Origin of the sequence: Streptomyces lucensis JCM 4490, assembly GCF_014650035.1 — a bacterium.
Classification (GTDB): Bacteria; Actinomycetota; Actinomycetes; order Streptomycetales; family Streptomycetaceae; genus Streptomyces; species Streptomyces lucensis.
Genome location: NZ_BMUE01000003.1, coordinates 511,499 through 532,323, shown reverse-complemented (window position 1 = coordinate 532,323; position 20,825 = coordinate 511,499). Strand labels below are relative to the sequence as shown.

Below are 20,825 nucleotides of genomic sequence, written 5' to 3'. Positions count from 1 at the left end.
GGTTCAACCCCCCAGGTTGAGCGTGAGTTTGGTGACGGCGAACGCCTCGGCGTAGCGCGCGTTGCTCTCGATGCCGCGGATCCGGGCCAGTCCGAGGAAGGCCTCCCGGTCGTACCAGGGCCGGTGCCGCTGCGAGGGGTAGTGCTCCTCCAGCAGCCGCACCTTCCGTTCGGCGACCTCCGGTGACAGCGGCTGGTAGGCCGCCGGACGGCCGAGATCGCCGTCCCACTTGACGATCTCGTAGCCGAGCACCAGGTGGTCGCGGAACGCGGTGGTCATCAACCGCGCCAGACCGCGGTGGTCCTGGTGCGCGTCGTCGGTGCGCGGGGCGAGGACGAGATCTGGATCGGTCTGCCCGCGCAGCTCCTCGACCGCTGCCTTGGCCTCCTCCCAGTGCGCGGGCAGCCGGCCGTCCGGCAGCTTGTGCACGGTCAGCCGCAGGTCGGCCGCCGGGCAGAAGGCGGCGAGCGCGGCCTGCTCCTCCTGCTCCCGCTCGCCGCCACCGCCGGAGAGCACCAGCGCGTCCACGCGGACGCCCGGCCGCGCCAGGCACAGCGTCAGCAGCGTGCCGCCGGCGCCGATGGCGATGTCGTCGCAGTGCGCGCCCACCGCGACGATCCGGTCCAGGCGACCGGCCCCGAGCCGGATCACGCGGTCCCCGCCCTCGCGGCGGCGCGGCTCCCGGGCCCGCCCGCCCCCGTGCCGCCGTGCTCCCACACGGCCCACGGGCGGTCGCCCCGGGCATAGGCGTCGTCGAGCGCGGCCCGCTCCTTCACGGTGTCGGTCGGTTTCCAGAAGCCGCGGTGCTGGTGCGCCACCAGCCTGCCCCGCTTGGCAAGCTGGGCGCAGCCGTCGGCGACCAGGTCGCCGTTCTCGGGGATGTGGTCGAAGACCTCCTGGCGGAGCACGAAGTAGCCGCCGTTCTCCCACAGCGGCAGTTCACTCACCGCGGTGATGCCCCCCACCAGACCGTCCTCGCCCAGTTCCACACAGTGGAACGAGGACTGCGGCGGCACCACCATCATCGACGCGCCCGCGTCGCGCCGGGCGAAGTTGTCGATCATCTCCGGGAGCGGGGCGTCGGTGAGCACGTCGGCGTAGTTGGCGAGGAACATCTCGTCGCCCTCCAGGTGGGGGCGCACCCGGCGCAGCCGCTCCCCGATCGGCGACTCGATGCCGGTCTGCACGAACGTGATCGTCCAGGAGGCGATGTCCGCGGAGAGCAGCTCGGTCCGCCCGCCCCGCAGCACGAAGTCGTTGGACGTCGTCTCCTCGTAGTTGAGGAAGAAGTCCTTGATGTGGTGGGCCCCGTACCCGAGACACAGGATGAACTCCGTGTGCCCGAAGTGCGCGTAGTAGCGCATGACGTGCCAGATCAGCGGCCGCGGGCCGACCATCGCCATCGGCTTGGGCACGTCGTCGGAGGTGCCGTTGCGCATGCGCATCCCGTAACCGCCGCAGAACAGTACGACCTTCATGCCTTCACCTCGACAACGCTCAGTTCCGGGATGGGGAAGACGAGCCGGCCGCCCCAGTCGTGCACGAAGGACAACTGCTCGGCCAGCTCGGCGCGCAGGTTCCACGGGAGGACGAGGACGTAGTCGGGTCTGTCGGCGGCTATCCGCTCGGGCGGCAGGATCGGGATGCGGGTGCCCGGGGTGAACCTGCCGTGCTTGTAGGGGTTGCGGTCGACCGTGTACGCGAGCAGGTCCGGCCGGATGCCGCAGTGGTTGAGCAGGGTGTTGCCCTTGCCGGGGGCGCCGTAGCCGACGACCGTCTCGCCGCGCTCGGCCGCCTCGATGAGGAACCTCAGGAGGTCCCGGCGCACCTTGGCCACCCGGGCGGAGAATTCGGTGTACCCGGACATCTCCTGCAGTCCGGCGGCCTTCTCCCGGTCCAGTACCTCGGCCACCCGCCCGGACGGCTCGCCGGCCGCCTCGGCCGGCCGGGCCCACAGCCGGATGGAGCCGCCGTGCGTGGGCAGCAGCTCGACGTCGACGAGCGAGAGTCCGCCGCTCGCCAGCGCCCGGATCGCGGACGCGACCGTGTAGTACTGGAAGTGCTCGTGGTAGATCGTGTCGTACTGGTTCTCCTCGATCAGGGTCAGCAGGTGCTGCACCTCGATGGAGACCCAGCCGTCGTCCGCGACCAGGGCGCGCAGCCCCCGGGTGAACCCGACCACGTCGGGGATGTGCGCGTACACGTTGTTGGCCACGACCAGGTCCGCCGGGCCGTGCTCGGCGCGGACGGCCGTGCCCGTGTCCGGGTCCAGGAACCTCGTGAGCGTGGGCACACCCGCGTCCCGCGCCGCGGCCCCGACGTTCACCGAGGGCTCGATGCCGAGGCAGCGGATCCCGCGGTCCACCACGTGTCTCAGCAGGTACCCGTCGTTGCTCGCGACCTCGACCACGAAGGCGTCGGCGCCGAGATCCAGCCGCCGCACGGCGTCGGCGACGAACCTACGCGCGTGCTCCACCCACGAGGTCGAGTAGGAGGAGAAGTACGCGTACTCGCTGAACGTCTCCTCCGGCGTGATGAGCGGCGGTAGCTGCGCGAGCCAGCAGTCCGTGCAGACCCGCAGGTGCAGCGGGTACGCCGGCTCCGGTCCGTCCAGTTGTTCCGCGGCGAGGAAGCTCTCGCACGGCGGCGTCGCCCCCAGGTCGACGACGCTCGCCATCGCCTCCGAGCCGCAGAGTCGGCATCGTGTCATCTGCTGTCCCCATCCCCCCTGCTCGCGCGGCCGTCCCCGCCGCGAGCCTGTGCCGACCGCCCCGCGATCGCGGTGCGGTACCCCTCCACCAGGCGCTCCAGCCCGACGGCCGGACTGAAGTCCCGCTCGTAACGGCGCCGGGCCGCCCGGCCCATGTCCTGGTTGCGGTCCGGATCGGCCGCTGCCCGGCGGATGCGGGCCGCGAGCGCACCGGGCTCGCCCGGCCGGTGCAGCAGCCCGGTCACCCCGTCCTCGACGAGTTCGACGAAGGCGCCGTGCCCGGCGGCGACCGTCGGGACCCCCGCCGCCATCGCCTCCACCACCACGAGGCCGAACGCCTCCAGCCAGGTGGAGGGAGCCACCACGGCGACCGACCGCGCGATGGCCCGCCTGCATGCGGCCGTGTCGTACAGGCCGGCGTACCGCACGTCGTCCCGGCCCGCCGCCCAGGCGGCCACCTCCCGCTCCAGCGGTCCCGTGCCGGCGATCACGAGCGGCACGCCCACACCGCCGCCGGCGGCGATCTCGTCCCACGCGCTCATGAGCAGCCGCACGCCCTTGGTCTCCGCGAGCCGGCCGAGGTAGAGCAGATGCTCGCCGGGGCCCGTGCGGACGACGCCCGGTTCGGGCACGAAGTTGTGCTTCACCGCCAGGCGTTCGGCCGGCATGCCGGCCCGCACCAGGACGTCGCGCTGCGCCCCGGAGATGCAGAAGAAGCGCTCCACGCCGGTCCACCACCGCCTCCGGTTGACCGACATGCTGACCGCCAGCGGCACCGTCGCCAGCCGGGAGTTGCGGTAGCAGCCGTGCCGGACGGCGGGCAGCGGCGTGGAGCCGACGCACTCGGTGCACGGCCGGCCGTCCCGCTGCAGCGTGCCGGGCGGGCAGATCTGGGTGTAGTTGTGCAGCGTGGCGACGGCGGGCACGCCGGCGTCGGCACAGGCGGCCAGCACCGCCGGCGACAGGAGCGGGAAGACGTTGTGGACGTGCACGACGTCCGGCCGCCCGGTGCGCAGCCGGGTGGCCAGCTCCGAACGGACCGCCGGGTTCCACGGCACCAGCAGCGGCACCGCGGCCTTGCCCGGCAGGGACCGGGCCGCGATGTCGTCGCTGCGCCGCTCGAAGACCTCGACCCGATGGCCGGCCTCGCGCAGCAGCGCCACCTCCTGGTCGACGACCTTGTTCTCCCCGCTCGGCTGCGCCGAGGCGTAGCGGTTGTGCACCACGAGGACGTGCATGCTCAGATCACCTCCGGTCTCTTGGCCCATCGCGGGACGCGTCGTCGCGGGACGCCGGGCGCCGGGAGGGGAGCGGTCGCGGCAGGTGCCGCCAGCAGCGAGGCGGCCACGGCCAGGTGCAGCAGGTACGGTGAGGCGTCGCCGAGGCCGGCCTCGGTGTACGACGCGATCGCGCAGTAGCTGATCAGGAAGATCGCGCAGGCCCTCGGCAGCGACGGCGGCCTCAGCAACGCCACGGTGCCCAGCACGACGACGAACGCCGCCACCAGGCCGACGCCGATCACACCCTGCTCGTTGTAGACGGCCAGCCAGCTGTTGTCGATCGGCAGCCCGTTGAACGACTTGTCGCCCAGACCCGCGCCGAACAGGTACTCCGTCGTCGTCCGGGGTTCCGTCAGCAGGGCGTGCCACACCTTGGCCCGGCCGGTGAGACTGGAGAAGTTCTCCTGGCTCTGTCCGCGCAGGAACCACGTCTGCAGCGCGGAGGCGAACCCCACCGCGGCCACCGTTCCGATCACCACCGCCCAGGTGAAGAACCGGCGGGCGGCGGCGCTGGTCAGCAGGAGCGAGCCGATCGCCAGCGCCAGCCCGATCAGCAGGCCGAGCGTGGCCGTGCGGGTATGCGTCAGGGCGAGCAGGACGAGGGACGGCACGATGACCACGGCCGCGCTGGTCCTGTCGGTCCGGCGGCCCAGGAGGAGCAGCACGGTGAGCCCGGTGATCACCGCGGCGTACTGTCCGATCTGCGGCGGGGTGAGCGGCCACAGCGCGCCGACCAGCCGTCCGCCGTAGAGGTCGGGCAGGGCCGCGCCCGGTGAGGCGACCAGGCCGGCGGCCACCGTCCCGAGCACCGCGAGGTACATCCGGATGTGGTGCCGGACGAACGTCGTGCCGCCGTCCCACCAGCGGCTGAGCAGCCACAGTGTGCCGACGAAGAGAGCCAGCCGGAAGCAGCGGAACAACGCGCCGAACCCGGATTCCAGGTGCACGCTGGAGATCACGCTGAGCACCAGCAGCAGGGTGAGCAGGAACAGGAAGGCGCCGGCCCGGATACGCAGCCGGAGATTGACCGCGAGGGCCAGCCCGAACGCGGTGACGAGCGCGCCCATGGTGACCATCTGGATGAGGGAGCGGGGCAGCGGGACGATGGTCTTCGCCCCGGCGGAACCGAGCGTGTTGAGGACCAGCAGGCCCCAGACGGTCCCGACGGTCTTCGGCGTGTGGGCCGTGCTCATCTCAACCGCCCTCCCGGGCGCGGAAGGTGCTGCCCGCGTCCTGCTGGTACGGCGCGCCCTGCCACTGCGCTGAGTCGAGGATCCGGCTCGGGTCGTGGGCGACGAATCTCCACGGTCCGACGTAGATGTTGTCGTGCCAGCGGTTGTGCTGCTTGAAGGTGATCGCCTCGGCCACCCGGTCGCCCTGGTACGGCGACCAGTCCGGGTAGGTGCCGTAGTTGGCCAGCACCGCCATGCGGTCGCACTTCACCGTGCAGTCGACGACGGACTTGTCCAGCACGAAGCGGTTGTCGTGGATGTCCACCCGCTGGGTCCTCCAGCGGCAGTCGGCGTAGAGCGGTGCGCGGCCGATCGCCGGCTGTGCGCAGCGGCGCGTCTTGTCCACCAGCAACGTGCAGTCGCCGGACGAGGTGTTGGCCGGGCTGTTGCAGAACCGGTCGGCGTTCTCCCACAACGTGATCCCGGACCAGTTGTCCTCCAGCAGGTTCCCCCGGATCTCGATCTTGTCCGTGCGGGCCCGGACCCGTGGTTCGCCGCCCGACTCGGACAGGTAGACGGTCGCCAGCGGGAAGCTGTCGCCGCGGTCGGCGTACCGGCGGCCCTCGACCCAGTTGTTCCGCCGGATCCGGTTGTCCCGGATGACCGCGTTGTAGCTGGTCTCGTAGATCAGGGCGGCGCCGTCGTTGGCCTCGATCAGGTTGCCCTCGATGAGGAAGTCGTTGTTGTCGGTGTCCGCCCACAAACCGGTTCCGCGGTTGTCGTGCACCCAGTTCCCACTTACGTCGGCGCCGTCGACCGCCCAGAACTTGGCGCCTCCGGTACAGCCGCAGCCCGGCCGCCGCCGTTCCCAGCCGTCCGTGTTGTTGCCCGTGATCTCGTTGCCCTCGAGCACCAGGTCGCGTACGCGGCCGGTGGCCTTGTACGCGTTCAGGCCGTACTGGCCGTTGCCGCGCAGGCAGTTGGCGCGGATCCGCTGGTCCGCACCGGCCATCAGCCCGGCGCCGGAGTTGTTCTGGATCGTCGAGTGCTCGATCACCCATCCGTCGGCCGAGTCGTGGTTGACCACGCCCTCGTCGCGCGGGGCGACGAAACGCTGCACGGTCAGGTAGCGGATGGATACGCCGGGGGCGGTGCCGCCGAACGCGTACTGGTTGGTCCTGCGGCCGTCGAGCACCGCGCCCGGCGCGCCGAGGTAGACGTCCCCCTTCTTGGGGACGACCTGGGCGTAGCGGTCCGCCTTGAGCCGGTGCCTGCCCGGCCTCAGCCAGAACGTGGTGTTCGGGGGGCTGTTCCTGGTCTTCGCGGCCAGGTCACCGGCCACCGCGGGATCGACCGGCACCGCGCCCGCCGGCGCCTTCGCCGGCCCGGACGCGGGCCGGGCGCACACCCGGGCCACGGGCGTGGACGGCACGGCGGCCGGCTTCGGCCGCGTGCCCGGCGTGCCTTCACAGCCGGTCGCCGTCGGCAGGGCGAGTGCCAGCAGTGCCGTCGGCAACGCCCAGTGCCGCCACTTGATCCCCAAGCGTCCTTCCTCCCTAGCCGTGGAACCGGAGTACGGTGATGAACCCCTGCTCGCCGTCGGTGACGCCGGTGCCGACCAGCGTGGTGGTGGGTTCCTTGCGCCCGAAGCCGGCGGAGTACCAGCCCAGGGGCGGGTCCGTCTCGCCGCGATGCGCCCGCCAGGTCAGCTGCCCGGGCAGGTCGAGCTGTGCGCAGCGGTCCTCGCCGTCCCGGGTCCAGGTGAGCCGTGCCCGGTTCCCCACCAGGTCCGCGGTGATCGCGGGGCCGAGGTGGAACGCCAGGCGCACGGCGGCCCCGCGCGGACCGCGCACCTCGTCGACGACCTTCAACTCGCCTTCCCCAGGGTCGAGTTCCACCAGGCGGCGGTGGACCGAGCGCTGGTAGCCGTCGTGCTCGGCGCACCAGCGGGCGACGCCCTCGCCGGAGGTGTCCGCGCGGAGGACGCGGCTGCGGGCGTGCCGGGTCCACAGGAACGGGCCGCCGGAGACGGACTGGTCGGCGCCGTCCAGTTCCAGGGTGTTGTGGCCGAGGGTGGAGCGGAAGTACCGCCGCCACTCGCGCTGCCCGTGGTAGCAGAACGTCCCCGGGTCGGCGAGCACGTCGACACCGTCGTGCCGGACCTCGACGGACAGCGCGTCCGCGTGGGCGTGCGCGGCGATGGACAGGAACCCGTGCGGACCACCGTCGCAGCGAACCCAGATCTCCTCCGGGCCGCGCAGGACGGTCATGCCCGCGTCGGCGAAGTGGGCCGGCCGCCCCGCCGGGCGGGACACGGCCGGTGCGCTTCCCGCTGCCGGGTACGGCCGGATGAGCGCGGCCAGCAGCGGGGTGCGCACATCGGTGCCGGTCACCTCCGGCCACCAGGCGAGCCGGCCGGACACGGCGTCCCCGGTGGCCAGCAGGGAGCCCCAGCGGTCGGTGTCCGGGCCGTCCACGACCAGCCCGTGCCCGTCGTCGGCGTCGCCCTGGCGGGGCGGGCGCAGCCGGTTGTCCACCACGGCCGCGAGCGCGTCGGTCATCCGCAGCAGCACCAGCCGGACCGTCGCGGGGACCGGCACGCCCGCGGCGTCCGCCTCGGCCACCGCGGCCAGGCCGAGCTCCAGCACCAGTCCGTGGTACTCGGTGGCCAGCTCGCGGTTGAGGCCGGAACCGAAGGTGTTGCCGCGCAGATGGCGCTCCAGCGACCGCAGCGCGTCGGCCCGCCAGCGTGCCGAGGAGGGGAACCAGCCGAACGCGCAGGCCGCGGCGAACTGCCCGGCGGCCTCCGCGACGACGTGGTTGTTCGCCGAGGAGCCCCGGCTGGGGAAGGCCGCCAGCCAGCGCTGGTGGTGCCAGATCTGGTGGTGCGCCACCGGGTTGTCCTCGAACAGGGCGGACACTGACGGCCAGCCGTCGAGCAGCCGGCGGATCCACACCCAGGACAGCAGCCGGATCCCCAGCTCGATACCGCTGGTCCAGTGCACCCCGCGCAGCGGCTCGTTGACCGCCCACCACGACCGCAGGTGCGCGGCCACCCGCTCGGCGTACCGCTCGTCGCCGGTGACCGCGTACGCGGCGGACAGCACCGTGAGGTACTGGTGCCGGGACGGCTCCCAGATCTGCTTGACGTCGCCGACCGCGTTCTCGTCCCGGTAGGGCACGTCGAAGGCGTACACCAGCGGTGCCCGGCGCCCGGTCTTCGGGTCGTACGACCAGTCCGGGTCGATGAGGTCGTCGCGGCGCACCCCGAAGAACTCGGCGTGCCCGTCCATCAGCCGGTCCGCCTCGGCGACGAGGCGTTTCGCGGCGTCCGGCGGCACAGCGTCGATCGCCCCGGCGGGCAGTACGGCGGTGAACCGGGCGCCGGTCACGTGCGGGCGGTCCGGCAGCGCCGACCGCCACCGCCGCCTGCGCACCGCGTCGCCCGCCCGGCCGCCGATCTCCCGCGGTCCCATCCGGGACAGCCGCCGCAGGTACCAGCCCGCGCTCATGGTCATCGGGGCCTCGCCAACGTCACCGGCGCCCCGCCGGCCAGACCGGCCTGCACCGCGAGGGTGGCCGCCGTGGTGGCGACCAGAGATTCCAGCGGCACCGGCATCGGACCGCCCGTGCGCACGGCCCTGACGAAGGCGGCCAGTTCGGCGGGCTGGCCCTTGTCCCGGGCCTTGGGCAGCCGCGAGCTGACCCACCGCTTCCGGCCGTACACCGAGGCACGGACGAAGTCGTCGAGCCGCAGCACCTTGCCGTCCGCGACCAGGTCCAGCGTCTCCTTGGGGAAGCCGGGCGCGCCGGTGGTGACGTAGCTGATGGTGGCGGTGGACCCGTCCGGGTAGCGCAGGACGACCTGCAGGTCCTCCTTGCCGGACGTGGCGACCGCGTACGCCGAGACCGGATCGGCGTCGAGCAGCCAGCTCGCCGTGTCGATGAAGTGCCCGCCCTCGCCGGCGAACCGGGAGCCCTCGGTGTCCTGCTGGAGGTACCAGCTGCCCTGCGCCAGCCGGCCCGCGTTGACCAGGTAGCGCAGGCTCGCCGGACCGGTCCTGGCCCCGAACCGCTCCTTCGCCTCCCGCAGCAGCGGCGCGAACCGCCGGTTGAAGCCCACCTGCAGCCGGTCGTTGCCGGACTCCTCGACCGCCGCGAGCACGCCGGCCAGTTCCTCCTCGGTGAGCGCCAGTGGCTTCTCCACGAACACCGTCTTGCCGGCCAGCAGCGCCTGCCGGGTCAGTTCGGCGTGCGAGCTGTGCCGGGTGACCACGAACACCGCGTCGATGGACTTGTCACCGAGCACCGCGTCGAGATCGGTGGTCGCCTCGGCGAAGCCGAACTTCCGCTGTGCGTTGGCCGCGGACAGCGCCGTCGTGGTGACGACCGTCGAGAGCTCGACGCCCTCACGCTGCGCCAGGTGCGGCAGCAGCATCGACGTCGCGTAGTTTCCCGCGCCGACGAACGCCAGCCGCACCGGCGTCCTGGCGGCCCGCACCGGTGCGGTCGCCGGTCCGCCGGGCCGCTTCACCTCGGGCACGGCCACCACCGGAGCCTGCGCCCCGGCGGCGGGCCCGGGATACCGGAACAGCACGGCCACGGCCTTCAGCCCGCCGTCCTTCAGGCTCCGGTACGTCTCGACCGCGTCGCCGAAGTCGGCGACGTGGGAGACCAGGGGCTCCACGTCGACGCCGCCGCGGGCGACGAGATCGAGGAAGCACGCCAGGTTGCGCCGCTCGGTCCAGCGCACGTAGCCGATCGGGTAGTCCCGCCCCTCGAGTTCGTACTCCGGGTCGTAGCGCCCGGGGCCGTAGCTGCGGGAGAACCGTACGTCCAGCTCCTTCTCGTAGTACGCGTTCCACGGCAGGTCCAGACGGCACTTGCCGATGTCGACGACCCGGCCGCGGTCCCGGCTCAGCCGCGCGGCCAGCTCGACGGGCTCGTTGCTGCCGCCGCCGGCCGCCAAATACACCTGGTCCACGCCGTGACCGCCGGTCAGTTCGGCGACGGCCGACTCCACGGCCGCCGAGGCGGGATCCCCGCAGGCCGCGGCGCCCAGACGCTCGGCGAGCTCGCAGCGCGCCGGGTCGGGGTCGGCCCCCACGACGCGGACCCCCGAAGCGGCGAGGAGCTGCACCACCAGCTGCCCGATCAGCCCGAGTCCGACGACCAGCGCCACTTCGCCGAGCTGTGGCTCACCGCGGCGGACGCCCTGCAACGCGATCGACCCGACGGTGCCGAAGGCCGCGTGCCGCGGCGCGAGGCCGTCCGGTACGGGGGCGTAGAGGTTCTTCGGCACCCAGTTCAGCTCGGCGTGCAACGCGTGCTCGTTGCCGGCGCAGGCCACGAGGTCGCCCACCGCCACGTCGTCGATCCCGGCGCCGACCTGCTCGACCACCCCGCACAGCGAGTAGCCCAGCGGTGTGTAGGAGTCCAGCTTGCCCATCACCTTGCGGTAGGTGGCGGGCACCCCGTTGGTGGCCACGCTCTGCACGACCTTGGCCACCTGGTCCGGCCGGGAGCGGGCCTTGCCCAGCATCGACATGCCGGCCTCGGAGACCTTCATGAGCTCGGTCCCGGTGGATATCAGCGAGTAGGCGCTCCGGACCAGCACACCACCCGGCTTGCACCCCGGCACCGGCACGTCGAGCAGCGCCAGTTCGCCGCTCTTGTAGTTCTGTACGACCTGTTTCACGAAATCCTCTTGTCTCTACGCCGTCAGGGAGCGTGCCGGCCGGACCCGGAGGCCGACGCGCGGTACCAGTACTCGAGGGTCAGCACATGCCACAGATGCTTGGAGAAGTCCCGTTGCCCGGCGGCGTCCTCGGCGACCATGCGCGACAGGGCGTCGCGGCGCAGGAGCCCCGAACCGACGAGCACGCCGTCGTGCACCACCTCACGCACCAGCGGCGCCAGATCCCGGCTCATCCAGGCGCGCAGCGGGGCGCTGAACAGGCCCTTGGGCCGGTACACGATCTCCCGGGGCAGGACGGAGGCCGCCGCCTCCTTGAGGACGGCCTTGCCCTGCCGGCCGACGATCTTGCGGTCGCCCGGCACGGTGAACGCCGCCTTGACCACCTCGACGTCCACGTACGGCACCCGCACCTCGGTCGACGCGGCCATGCTCGACCGGTCCGTGTAGGCGAGGTTCAGTCCCGGCAGGAACATCCGGGCGTCGCCCAGGCACATGCGGTTGACGAAGTCGTCGAGGCCGTTGTCCTGGTAGACGTCCGCGTGCTCGGTCAGCACGTCCTCGACCGCCTCGGCCAGGTCCGGATCGACCAGGGCGAGCAGCTCGTCCCGGTCGTACATGGTGTAGCTGCGCCGGAACGCGGTCTCCTCCGGCAGATCGGCGAAGGAGAGGAACCGCTTCGCGAACCGCACCGACCGATACCCCCGGCGGGCCGTGGCGACCGGCAGCCGGTCCACGACCCTGGACAGACCGCGCCGCAGGGGCCGTGGGACGCGCTGGTAGCGCAGCGCGATCAGGTTGGCCAGGTGCTTGCGGTATCCGGCGAACAGTTCGTCGGCGCCCATCCCGGAAAGCATGACCTTGACCCCGGCCTCCCGGGCGGCCGAGCAGATCAGGAATGTGTTGATCGCGGCGGGATCGCCGATCGGCTCGTCCAGGTGGTACGTCATCCGCGGTAACAGGTCGAGCACGTTCGGGGCGATCTCGATCTCGTGCAGGTCGACGCCGAACCGCTCGGCCACCTGCCGGGCGTAGCGCAGGTCGTCCGGCATCGCCTCGAACCTCGCGTCCTCGGCACGGAACCCGATCGTGTAGGCGGAGATCCCGGGCCGGTCGCGGGCCGCCAGCGCGGTCAGATAGCTGGAGTCCAGGCCGCCGGAGAGGAAGGTCGCCACGGGTACGTCGGAGAGCAGGTGGCGCCGGGTCGACTCCTCGACGACGGCGGCGACATCCGGCCGCTCGCCGGCCCGGGCCCGCTCCTGGGCCTCGGCGGCGACGTCCCGGAGGTTCCAGTAACGGCCGCGCTCCACCCGGCCGTCGGGCCGGAACCGGACCCAGCTCCCCGGCGGCAGCTTCTCCGCCTCGCGGAACGCGCACCGTGAGTCCGGCACCCAGTAGTACAGCAGCGAGGCCACCAGTGCCGCGTGGTCCACCTCCAGCGACCCGCCCGTCACGGCGGCGAGCGCCTTGAGCTCGGAGGCGAAGACCAGACCCCCGCCGCGCCGGAGCAGGAACAGCGGTTTGACACCGAGCTGGTCGCGGGCGAGCACCAGTTCACCGGTGCGCTCGTCGAAGATCCCGAACGCGAACATGCCGCGCAGCCGGGGCAGGCAGTCCGTGCCCCAGCGCCGCCAGGCCTCCAGCAGCACCTCGGTGTCGGAGGTCCCGCGGAAACGCACGCCGGCCGCCGCCAGCTCGGCGCGCAGCTCCGGCGCGTTGTACAGCTCGCCGTTGTACGTCAGGACGAGGCCGTCCGAGACCATCGGCTGGGCGCCGGTGTCGGACAGGTCGATGATGGCCAGCCGGCGGTGCCCTAGGTGCACTTCACCGTCACCGGCGGGGTGGCTGTACCGGCCGGCCCCGTCCGGGCCGCGGTGGGCGAGGGTCTCGGTGAGCCGGTCGGCCACCGCCTTCCCGTCCGGCCACCGGTACGTGCCTGCGATGCCGCACATGTCCTACCGTGCCTCCTGGTCGCTGTCCGGTACCCGTGCCGCCCGCACCGGCGGCTGCTCGGCCCGCAGCCGGGTCTCTCCCACTGCCGATACGGCGTGGGAGGTGCCCCCACCGTGCTGCCGTGCCGGCCGCTCGTGCCGGCCGCGCGGCGGCGTGTCCGGTCCGTCCCACAGCGTGCCGTCGGTCCGGTCGCGTGGATCGGGGTCGATCAGCACCACGCCGATCACCGTGATGTGCTGGTCCGTGAGCTGCCGCGCCACGGTGTGCAGCCACGCGGCGCTGCCGTGCCCGGCACGCACGACGAGCACGGTCCGGGTGCCGAGGTGCTGCAGATCGCTCCAGGCCGTGCCGGGCGCCACCGAGCCGACGCCGAGCCGGCGTTCCTGATGCGGCACGACCGTGGCACGCGCGCCGCTGACCACGGTCGGGTCTCCCGGCTTCGGGCGGCGCCCGGACAACTGCGGGCCGGGCAGGGCGTCGACGACGACCACCGGTCCGTCCGCCGCCAGCGCCCTGGCGAGGTCCAGGGCGATCACGCTCGCGCTGCGCGCGCAGCCCAGCTCCAGGAGCGACACCGGTTCCGCGGACCCGCGCGCGGTGCGGGCCAGGGACGCGGTGAGCCGTTCGTGTGCCGCCCGGACCCGCCGGCGCCGCCAGAGCCTGCCCCTGCGGCGGGGCAGCTCGGCGATGACCGAGGCGCCGAGGTTCGACGCGATCTCCCGTCGCAGTATGGGGCGGTCCGCCACCACCGAGCCGACCGCGGCCGCCGCGAGCCCTAGGACGAGCCCGAGGACGAGTCCGACCGCGGCGTCGGTGGCGGTGGTCCTGGGCAGGGAGTGCCGCACCGCCCTCGGGGTGTCCACGATCTGCGTGCCGGCGACGAGCCGGGGCGTGCCGATGCGCGCATCGGCGGCGCGCTGGCCGAAGTCGGTTATCCGCGAGGTGAGTTCGGCGCGGCGGGCGAACAGCGACTCCAGGTCCGCCGACGCCGTCGGCCCGTTCTGCGACGATCCCTCCCCGATCGACTTGTCGACCTTGGCGAGTTCGCCCTTCATGCGGTCACGCTGGTCCAGCAATGCCTGCGCCTCGGCGTCCGCGGCATGCTGGACCCGCTGCACGTGGTCCGCGACGAACGCGTCGGCCAGCGCCTTGGCGCGGGCCTCCGCGTCCGCGTCGCTGTCACCCGTCACCGTGATCTGCAGCACGTTGTTGGTCAGGCCGATGCCCGAGTAGTCCCCCATGAAGTCCTCCGGCTCCTCCGGGGAGTGGAGGGACTTCAGGGCCCGTTCCGCGATCCGCGTGGTCTGCAGCAGCGCGGCATCGGTGCGGATCAGCGTCCCGGGGTCGTTCGGCTGGTCCTCCTGATGCGCGACCAGCACCTTGGCCACCGCGGTCGGCGGCGCCGGCAGCAGCACCGCCACCGCCGCGCCCACGAGCAGCCCCAGCAGACCGACGGAGCACCAGAAACGGCGCCGTCTGCGCACCGCCACCACGAGCGCCTGGAGGTCCAGCAGCGGAGCGGTGGCCGGCGACTCCGAAGCCGTACTCGTCGTCACCGTGAACTCCCCTTCGCGTCGTGGCCGACCGCGAGCACCGGCGCGGCGGCCTCCCGGGGACGGTCCGCGGACCGTGCCGGAAGTGCCCGGACCAGGCCGGCGAGGACGACGCCGACGACCTCGTGCCCGGCGTCCGCGCACGCCTCGGCGACGCCCTCGAGTTCCCCCTCGGTCCAGCGCCCCCCGCTGAGCACGACCAGGGCACCGCACTCGTCGTCGCGGTCCGGCACCGTCGGCCGGGACACCGCGACCTCCACGACCCGCAGCAGCGGATCGCTCCCTGCTTCGACGACGAGCTGCCGGGCGGCCCGGCGGGCGATCTCGTCGCCGTCCGGGACGACGAGCAGCACGCGGTGCGGGGAGGGCAGCCGGTCACGGAGACGGGCGCACACCCGCCGGTAACGCGTCTGCCGGCCCGCCTCGTCGCCGGACACCCGCGGCGCCGGTACGTCCCACCGGACGTCGAGCCCGAGCAGCCGCCGGATCCGGGCCCGCGGGCCAGGGCCCCCCGGCCCGTGCGAGGGCCGTTCGACGGGTACGTCGACGGTGCCCAGCAGTGCCGAGCCGAGTGCCGCGGCGATCTCCGGCTGGGTGCGCAGCCGGCGGCTCATCCGGGCCGCGGTGAGGTGGCCGATGACGCCGAGCAGGAAGAACAGCACCGTCCCGGCGGCGACGAGCTGGAGCCTGGTCGGCGGTGCCTCGCCCGTCGGCCGGGCCGCCGGCCCCATGACGACCATGTTGGCCCTGCCGGCGGCCGGATCGGACTGGTCCAGCTTGGTCATGGCCTGCTGCAGCGTGGTGCGCAGCTTCTCGAGCTCGGTGCGGGCCTGCACGCCCTCCACGGTCCGCCCGGGGTCGGCCGCGTCGGCCAGCTCGGTGATGCGGCGGCTGGTCCGCACCACCGTCTGCTGCAGTGCCTCGCGCTGCTCCGCCGCCTCGGGGTCGGCGTTGCCGTCCACCACGCGCGCTGCGAACGTGACGAACTGCCGGGCCACCTGGTCGGAGAGCTGCTGCGCGCGCTCCGGGGTGTCCGCCGTGCCCGAGATCTTGATGATGTTCCCGTCGGCGGCCTTGGCGCTCACCCGGTCGCGCAGCTCGCTCTTGCCGACCCCGGGCCAGTGGATCGTGTCGGCCGCCTTGTCGACCACCGCCGAACTGGTCGCTATCTCGACCTGGGTCAGCAGCTCGCGATCCTCCCATGCCCCCGGTAGCAGCACCGACGCCGACGTCGTGTAGCGCGGCGGGAACAGCAGTGAGGTGCCGTACCCGACGAGCGCGCCCACGAGGGCGAGGACGGTGAGAAGCCGCCAGCGCCGACGGACGATCCGCCCGATCGTCACCAGGCGTATCGTGTCATCGTTCAACGGTGCGGCCCCCGCCCTGTGCACGGTCGGGGGTGCCCGCCGGCGCCGGGGTGCGGTCGCCGCAGGCGGCGGCGTAGGCGGCGAGCAGTGACCGCTGGGAGTTCCGCCAGGAGAGCGGCCCGCTGATCCGCTCCTGGCCGATCCTGCCCATCAGGGCCCGCTTCTCCGGATCGTCCAGCAGCAGCGCGATGAGCTTCGCGAACTCCGCCTCGTCGTTGGCGGACGCGTAGACGGCGGCGTCACCCGCGGACACGCGCGCCTCCCGGAGGTCGAACGAGACGAGCGGCCGGCCCATCACCATGTACTCCAGGACCTTGTTCATGGTCGACACGTCGTTGAGCGGATTGTGCGGATCGGGGGAGAGGCACACGTCCGCGGTGGACAGGTAGCGCACCAGGTCGGCGTCCGGAACGCGCCCGGTGAACTGCACCTGCTCGGAAAGCCCGAGCCGCCGGGACAGCTCCACCATCGCGTCGAAGGTGTCCCCGCCGCCGATGAACACCGCGTGCCAGTCGGTCCGTCCGACCTCGTCGCGCAGCTTCGCCAGGGCCCGCAACGCGTAGTCGACGCCGTCCTGCGGGCCCATGACGCCGAGGTAGCACAGCAGATGGGGCTTGCCGCGCCTCAGCTCCGGCTCGGGCGGTACGGGGTGGAACCGGTCGACGTCGGGTGCGCTGCGCACCACGAAGACGTCCTCGGGCCGCCGGCCACCACGGCGCACCGCGGTCTCCCGGTAGCTCTCGTTCGTGGCGAGTACGACGTCCGCGGCCCGGTACGTCATCCGCTCCAGGGCGCACACGCCGCGGTAGAGCAGGTCCCTGCCGCGGCCGAACCGGGAGAGGTACAGCTCGGGTACCAGGTCGTGCTGGTCGAAGACGAACCGCGCACCCTGCCGCTTCAGCCACAGTGCCGGCAGGAACAGCAGGTCGGGCGGGTTGCAGGCGTGGACCACGTCGACCGGACCGACCTTCCGGGCCAGCCGGAGCGTGTGCCACAACGCCGATCCGTACTCCCGCAGGTAGCCGGCCGGCCCTCCGGTGGCCGCGCGCAGCGGGTAGCGGTGGATCAGCACCCCGTCGATCTCCGCCTCGGACTCCGTGTCCCGCTTGCTCCCCTTGGGACAGATGACGTGCACCGTCCAGCCGGCGTCGCGCAGGGTCGTGCACTCCTGCCACACCCGCCGGTCGAACGGCACCGACAGGTTCTCCACCAGGATCAGCGCGCGCCGTCTTCTGCGGTCGCCGCTGGTCGTCTCACCAGGCAAGGCCCACGTACCCCGGTTCGGCCCGGCGCGCCTCGGCGTCGGGAAGGCGGATGAGGTCGACGATCAGCGGACCGCCGCCCCCGTGCGGGAGCGCCGACAGCACGGCCGGATCCTTGGTCCCGACCAGGCACACCTCGGCGTGGTCGAGGACCTCCTCGACGGAGTCCGCGAGCAGCTGTGCGAGGTGCGGCAGCCGGGTCTCGATGTACTCGCGGTTGGCGCCGAGCAGCCGCGAGAGGCTCACGTTGGCGTCGTGGATCCGCAGGTCGTACCCCTTGCCGAAGAGCCTTTCCGCCAGTTCGACGAGCGGGCTCTCGCGGAGGTCGTCGGTGCCGGGTTTGAAGGACAGCCCGAACAGGCCCACCCGGCGCTTGCCGGTGCGCTCGACCAGCTCCACCGCGCGTTGCAGGTGGTCGGAGTTGGAGGGCAGCACATGGGAGAGGATGGGCACCGAGATGTCGGCGCGCTGCGCCGCGTGGACCAGGCTGCGCAGGTCCTTCGGCAGGCAGGAGCCGCCGAAGGCGAAGCCGGGCCGCAGGTAGGCGGGGCTGATGTTCAGCTTGCGGTCGGCCAGGAACACGTCCATCACCTGGTGCGAGTCCACCCCGAGCGCCTGGCACACCGCGCCCAGCTCGTTCGCGAAGCCGATCTTGAGTCCGTGGAACGCGTTGTCCGCGTACTTGATCGCCTCCGCCGTCGGGACCGGCACCCGGAACACCTCGCCGGGCAGGCCCTCGTACAGCGCCATCACCGCGTCGCCGCTGGCCGGGTCGAGCTCGCCGACGACGGTCTTGGGCGGGTCGAAGAAGTCGCGGACGCTCGTGCCCTCACGCAGGAACTCCGGGTTGACCGCGACCCCGATGTCCACACCGGCCGTGCCGCCGACGTACTTCTCCAGGATGGGGACCAGCAGGTTCAGGCAGGTGCCCGGGAGCATGGTGCTGCGGAAGACGACGGTGTGCCGCCCGCCCCGCTCGGCCAGTGCGGCGCCGATCTGCTCGGTGACCCGCTCCAAGTACGTGGTGCACAGGCTGCCGTTGGCCTCCGACGGTGTGCCCACGCAGACCAGCGACACCTCGCTGCCCGTGATCGCCTCGCGGACGTCGTCAGTGGCGCGTAAGGCCCCGGTCCGCACGACGTCGGCGACGAGCTCGCCGATACGCTCCTCGACCACCGGCGCCTTGCCGTCGTTGACCAGGTCGACCTTCACCTGGTTCACGTCCACGCCGATGACCTCGTGACCCATGCTGGCCAGGCACGCGGCGGACACGCAGCCCACGTAGCCGAGCCCGAAAACGCTGACTCTCATGTCCCGTTCCTCCCCCAGGGCAGGCCGTCGCGGCCTGCGGTCCGCGCGCCGGCCGGACGGCCGTTCCCGCGCATCAGTAGGCCCCCTGCCCGTAGAACACCGCGCGCAGCGTCTTCCACAAGATCACTGTGTCCAGGGCGAGCGACCAGTCCTCCACGTACCGCAGGTCCAGCCGCACCGCTTCCTCCCACGGCAGGTCGCTGCGTCCGCTGATCTGCCACAGGCCGGTGAGTCCGGGCTTGACCAGCAGACGGCGCCGGATGTCCGGGCCGTAGGCGGCGGACTCCTCCGGTAACGGAGGCCGCGGACCGACCAGCGACATGGATCCGGTGAGCACGTTGAGGAGCTGCGGGAGTTCGTCGATCGAGTACCGGCGCAGCACCGCTCCCACCCGGGTCACCCGCGGATCCCGGCGCAGCTTGAACAGCAGGCCGGCGCCCTCGTTGCGGTCCGCCAGCTCCGCCCGTGCCAGGTCGGCCCCGGCGACCATGGTGCGGAACTTGAGGATGGTGAACTCGCGGCCGTCCTTCCCGACCCTGCGCTGGCGGTAGAACGCCCCGCCCCGGCTGTCCGCCACCACGAGCAGGCCGACGAACACCATCAGCGGCGCGAACAGCACCAGCAGGATCGCCGCGCCCATCCGGTCGACGACCGCCTTGATCGCCCGGCGGCCCCCGGTGAAGGCCGGCATGCTGACCCGCAGCAGCGGGATCCCGAGCACCGCGTCGACGTGCAGCCGGGGCCCGGCCACCTCCATCAGCACGGGGGCGACGACCATCTCCGCGTCGCTGCCCTCCAAGCTCCAGGCCAGCCGCTGCAGCCGGTCCGGGGACCAGTGCTGGTCCGGTGTGACCGCGACGACCCGGTAACCGTCGCGGTGCGCGTGGCCGGCCACGTCCGTCAGCCGGCCGACGACCGGCACCCCTTCCAGCCGGTCACCGTCCGGCCCGAGACCGTCCGGCGTGCACACCGCGTCCACCCGCCAGCCGAGGTGGGGGAACTTGCGGGTCCGGGTGATCAGGTCGCGCACGGTGGCCGGGCTCCCGGCGGCGAGCACCGGCCGCAGGCACCGTCCCTCCTTGCGCTGCCTGTGCAGCCAGAGGCGCAGCAGATACCGCGCGGGCATCGTGACCAGCGCGACCGCCGGTATCGCGACGAAGATCCAGAGCTTTATGTTGCGCGAAGTGAGCGCTATACCGCCGAGCGCCAGTACGACGGTCGCCGCGAACAACGAGCGACCGAGCCGGCGGAATTCCTCCGCACCCTGGCCGAGAACAGCCGGCGCCCACGCCCGGCCCACCGCGAGCGCCCCCAGCACCAGCAGCTCGGTGCCGAATGCGAGAATCCCCCATTTCTCGTGCCAGTTGGCCGCGTCCCGGGCGCCGAAGAAATCACCTATCGCCGCCACCACGAAGGCGGTGGCCACGGTATCGCTGATGATCACGGCACGGCGGTACCGCTGCTCCCAGTCGCTCGCCGGCCGGCCGATCGTCCCGTCCGCCAGACGCCCCCGCGCCGACGGAACGGGGCTGACAAGTCCCCCTTGCCGCACAGAACCCCCCAGGTCCAGTGACTCGACATGCTCGTCCCACACTGTTCCTCGCCCAGGGAGGCCCCCGCCCCCCTCGCACACGCCGCTCCTCCCCTCGGGAAGCCCCCACCCCCTCGCTCCGGGCCGGCTGTCCCCTCCCGCGGAAGACCTCCCGCATGACAACCCGGCTGTCTCGAAGCTGCTTGCAACCCACCCCGTAAACAGCAGACTCGCAGGTACTGCCGCATTCCGAGGTGCGCGGAATCCGTCGGAACCCCGGGTGCTCCCCGCACCCGAGGCCTCTCGTGATCAAAGAAATGATCAGCCCGACATCTGGCGCCGGGAACGCGAATGCCGGCTTGCCGTGACGCCGGACCTATTGATCGTCTATTCGTCGCCTCGTGGCCGAACAGCTGAAGCATGGTCAATGTAGACCATGCGGGCCGGTATGGAGAGGGGGATGTGTGGACTTTGTGCTGACGAATCCGGCCGATCCCCGACCGTCTACGGATGCCTGGACGTCGTCGTACGCTCCAGCGGCAGAGTCGCGCGGGACCATCGCGACGGAGACCGCCGGCCGGGTTGCCCGGAGAGGGTGACGGCGCCTACGGCAACCCGGCCGCGGACGCCGGAAGAGCCCGGACTTCTTCGGGCCGTAGGAGCACAGGAGGTTCTTCGTCTGCTGGTGGTACCACTACCGCGTGACGCTGACCGAGCGAGACGGCGCGCGGCTGAACCGATGGCGACTTGCTGTTCCGCGTACGGTCCGGAGGTTGACCCCAGACAGGTTCCCCTCGGGGCGTGGTGCTTCCAGGTGTCCGGGTAGGCCCCGTGGCGGACTCTCCCGTGCTCCTGCGAAGCTCGACGATCTACTAGGAGACCCTGCGTCTTTCGGGTGGGCAGCGCTGCGGCGACGGTGTGGCCGTCTTCGGTCCCGGCGACGACGCCGCCCGTGACTTCATCCAGCGACTGACCACGGGCGCCGTCGGCG

General features: G+C 72.4%; 14 protein-coding genes. All 14 read right to left on the bottom strand.

All coding sequences use genetic code 11. The annotated features are described in order from the left end of the window. Positions 1-3: 3 nt before the first annotated feature. The 14 genes from IE177_RS10255 to IE177_RS10190 all read right to left on the bottom strand — a co-directional run bounded on the left by IE177_RS10255 (position 4) and on the right by IE177_RS10190 (position 19,855). Positions 4-651 carry a PIG-L deacetylase family protein gene (locus IE177_RS10255; protein ID WP_190014884.1) on the bottom strand — a complete coding sequence of 216 codons (648 nt, stop codon included), beginning with the start codon at positions 649-651 and terminating at the stop codon, positions 4-6. Then, a complete protein-coding gene (locus IE177_RS10250) occupies positions 648-1,478 on the bottom strand; it encodes a glycosyltransferase family protein (RefSeq protein WP_190014883.1) in 831 nt (276 codons plus the stop codon). The genes IE177_RS10255 and IE177_RS10250 overlap by 4 nt, the downstream gene beginning before the upstream one ends. Then, positions 1,475-2,710: a class I SAM-dependent methyltransferase gene (locus tag IE177_RS10245; RefSeq protein ID WP_190014882.1), complete on the bottom strand. Its 1,236-nt coding sequence runs from the start codon at positions 2,708-2,710 to the stop codon at positions 1,475-1,477. The genes IE177_RS10250 and IE177_RS10245 overlap by 4 nt, the downstream gene beginning before the upstream one ends. After that, positions 2,707-3,948, bottom strand: a complete 1,242-nt coding sequence (locus tag IE177_RS10240) for a glycosyltransferase (protein WP_190014881.1) — start codon at positions 3,946-3,948, stop codon at positions 2,707-2,709. Before IE177_RS10240 ends, IE177_RS10245 begins: the two co-directional genes overlap by 4 nt. A 2-nt stretch (positions 3,949-3,950) precedes the next feature. Next, positions 3,951-5,183 (bottom strand): O-antigen ligase domain-containing protein, encoded by a 1,233-nt coding sequence (locus IE177_RS10235; protein ID WP_190014880.1) that lies wholly within the window; start codon positions 5,181-5,183, stop codon positions 3,951-3,953. A gap of 1 nt (position 5,184) precedes the next feature. Beyond that, the gene (locus tag IE177_RS10230; RefSeq protein ID WP_190014879.1) at positions 5,185-6,705 is read right to left on the bottom strand and encodes a right-handed parallel beta-helix repeat-containing protein; all 1,521 of its coding nucleotides are present in this window, start codon (positions 6,703-6,705) and stop codon (positions 5,185-5,187) included. Positions 6,706-6,718: 13 nt separating this feature from the next. Continuing rightward, positions 6,719-8,680, bottom strand: a complete 1,962-nt coding sequence (locus IE177_RS10225; RefSeq protein WP_190014878.1) for a heparinase II/III family protein — start codon at positions 8,678-8,680, stop codon at positions 6,719-6,721. Beyond that, the gene (locus IE177_RS10220; RefSeq protein WP_190014877.1) at positions 8,677-10,860 is read right to left on the bottom strand and encodes a bi-domain-containing oxidoreductase; all 2,184 of its coding nucleotides are present in this window, start codon (positions 10,858-10,860) and stop codon (positions 8,677-8,679) included. The genes IE177_RS10225 and IE177_RS10220 overlap by 4 nt, the downstream gene beginning before the upstream one ends. Before the next feature lie 23 nt (positions 10,861-10,883). Further along, entirely contained in the window at positions 10,884-12,809 is a 1,926-nt protein-coding gene (gene asnB, locus IE177_RS10215) for an asparagine synthase (glutamine-hydrolyzing) (protein WP_190014876.1), read from the bottom strand. A gap of 3 nt (positions 12,810-12,812) precedes the next feature. Continuing rightward, a complete protein-coding gene (locus IE177_RS10210) occupies positions 12,813-14,366 on the bottom strand; it encodes a Wzz/FepE/Etk N-terminal domain-containing protein (RefSeq protein ID WP_190014875.1) in 1,554 nt (517 codons plus the stop codon). Beyond that, positions 14,363-15,730, bottom strand: a complete 1,368-nt coding sequence (locus tag IE177_RS10205; RefSeq protein WP_190014874.1) for a Wzz/FepE/Etk N-terminal domain-containing protein — start codon at positions 15,728-15,730, stop codon at positions 14,363-14,365. Before IE177_RS10205 ends, IE177_RS10210 begins: the two co-directional genes overlap by 4 nt. Continuing rightward, positions 15,720-16,994, bottom strand: a complete 1,275-nt coding sequence (locus IE177_RS10200; protein ID WP_190014873.1) for a glycosyltransferase family 4 protein — start codon at positions 16,992-16,994, stop codon at positions 15,720-15,722. The genes IE177_RS10205 and IE177_RS10200 overlap by 11 nt, the downstream gene beginning before the upstream one ends. Next, the gene (locus tag IE177_RS10195; RefSeq protein ID WP_190014872.1) at positions 16,984-18,303 is read right to left on the bottom strand and encodes a nucleotide sugar dehydrogenase; all 1,320 of its coding nucleotides are present in this window, start codon (positions 18,301-18,303) and stop codon (positions 16,984-16,986) included. Before IE177_RS10195 ends, IE177_RS10200 begins: the two co-directional genes overlap by 11 nt. A gap of 73 nt (positions 18,304-18,376) precedes the next feature. Further along, positions 18,377-19,855, bottom strand: a complete 1,479-nt coding sequence (locus IE177_RS10190; protein ID WP_190015111.1) for a sugar transferase — start codon at positions 19,853-19,855, stop codon at positions 18,377-18,379. Positions 19,856-20,825 lie beyond the last annotated feature (970 nt).

Coding starts and splice junctions, on each gene's coding strand:
- IE177_RS10250 (WP_190014883.1), bottom strand. CDS start 1,478: ATGAAGGTCGTACTGTTCTGCGGCGGTTACGGGATGCGCATGCGCAAC.
- IE177_RS10245 (WP_190014882.1), bottom strand. CDS start 2,710: ATGACACGATGCCGACTCTGCGGCTCGGAGGCGATGGCGAGCGTCGTC.
- IE177_RS10240 (WP_190014881.1), bottom strand. CDS start 3,948: ATGCACGTCCTCGTGGTGCACAACCGCTACGCCTCGGCGCAGCCGAGC.
- IE177_RS10235 (WP_190014880.1), bottom strand. CDS start 5,183: ATGAGCACGGCCCACACGCCGAAGACCGTCGGGACCGTCTGGGGCCTG.
- IE177_RS10225 (WP_190014878.1), bottom strand. CDS start 8,680: ATGACCATGAGCGCGGGCTGGTACCTGCGGCGGCTGTCCCGGATGGGA.
- asnB (WP_190014876.1), bottom strand. CDS start 12,809: ATGTGCGGCATCGCAGGCACGTACCGGTGGCCGGACGGGAAGGCGGTG.
- IE177_RS10195 (WP_190014872.1), bottom strand. CDS start 18,303: ATGAGAGTCAGCGTTTTCGGGCTCGGCTACGTGGGCTGCGTGTCCGCC.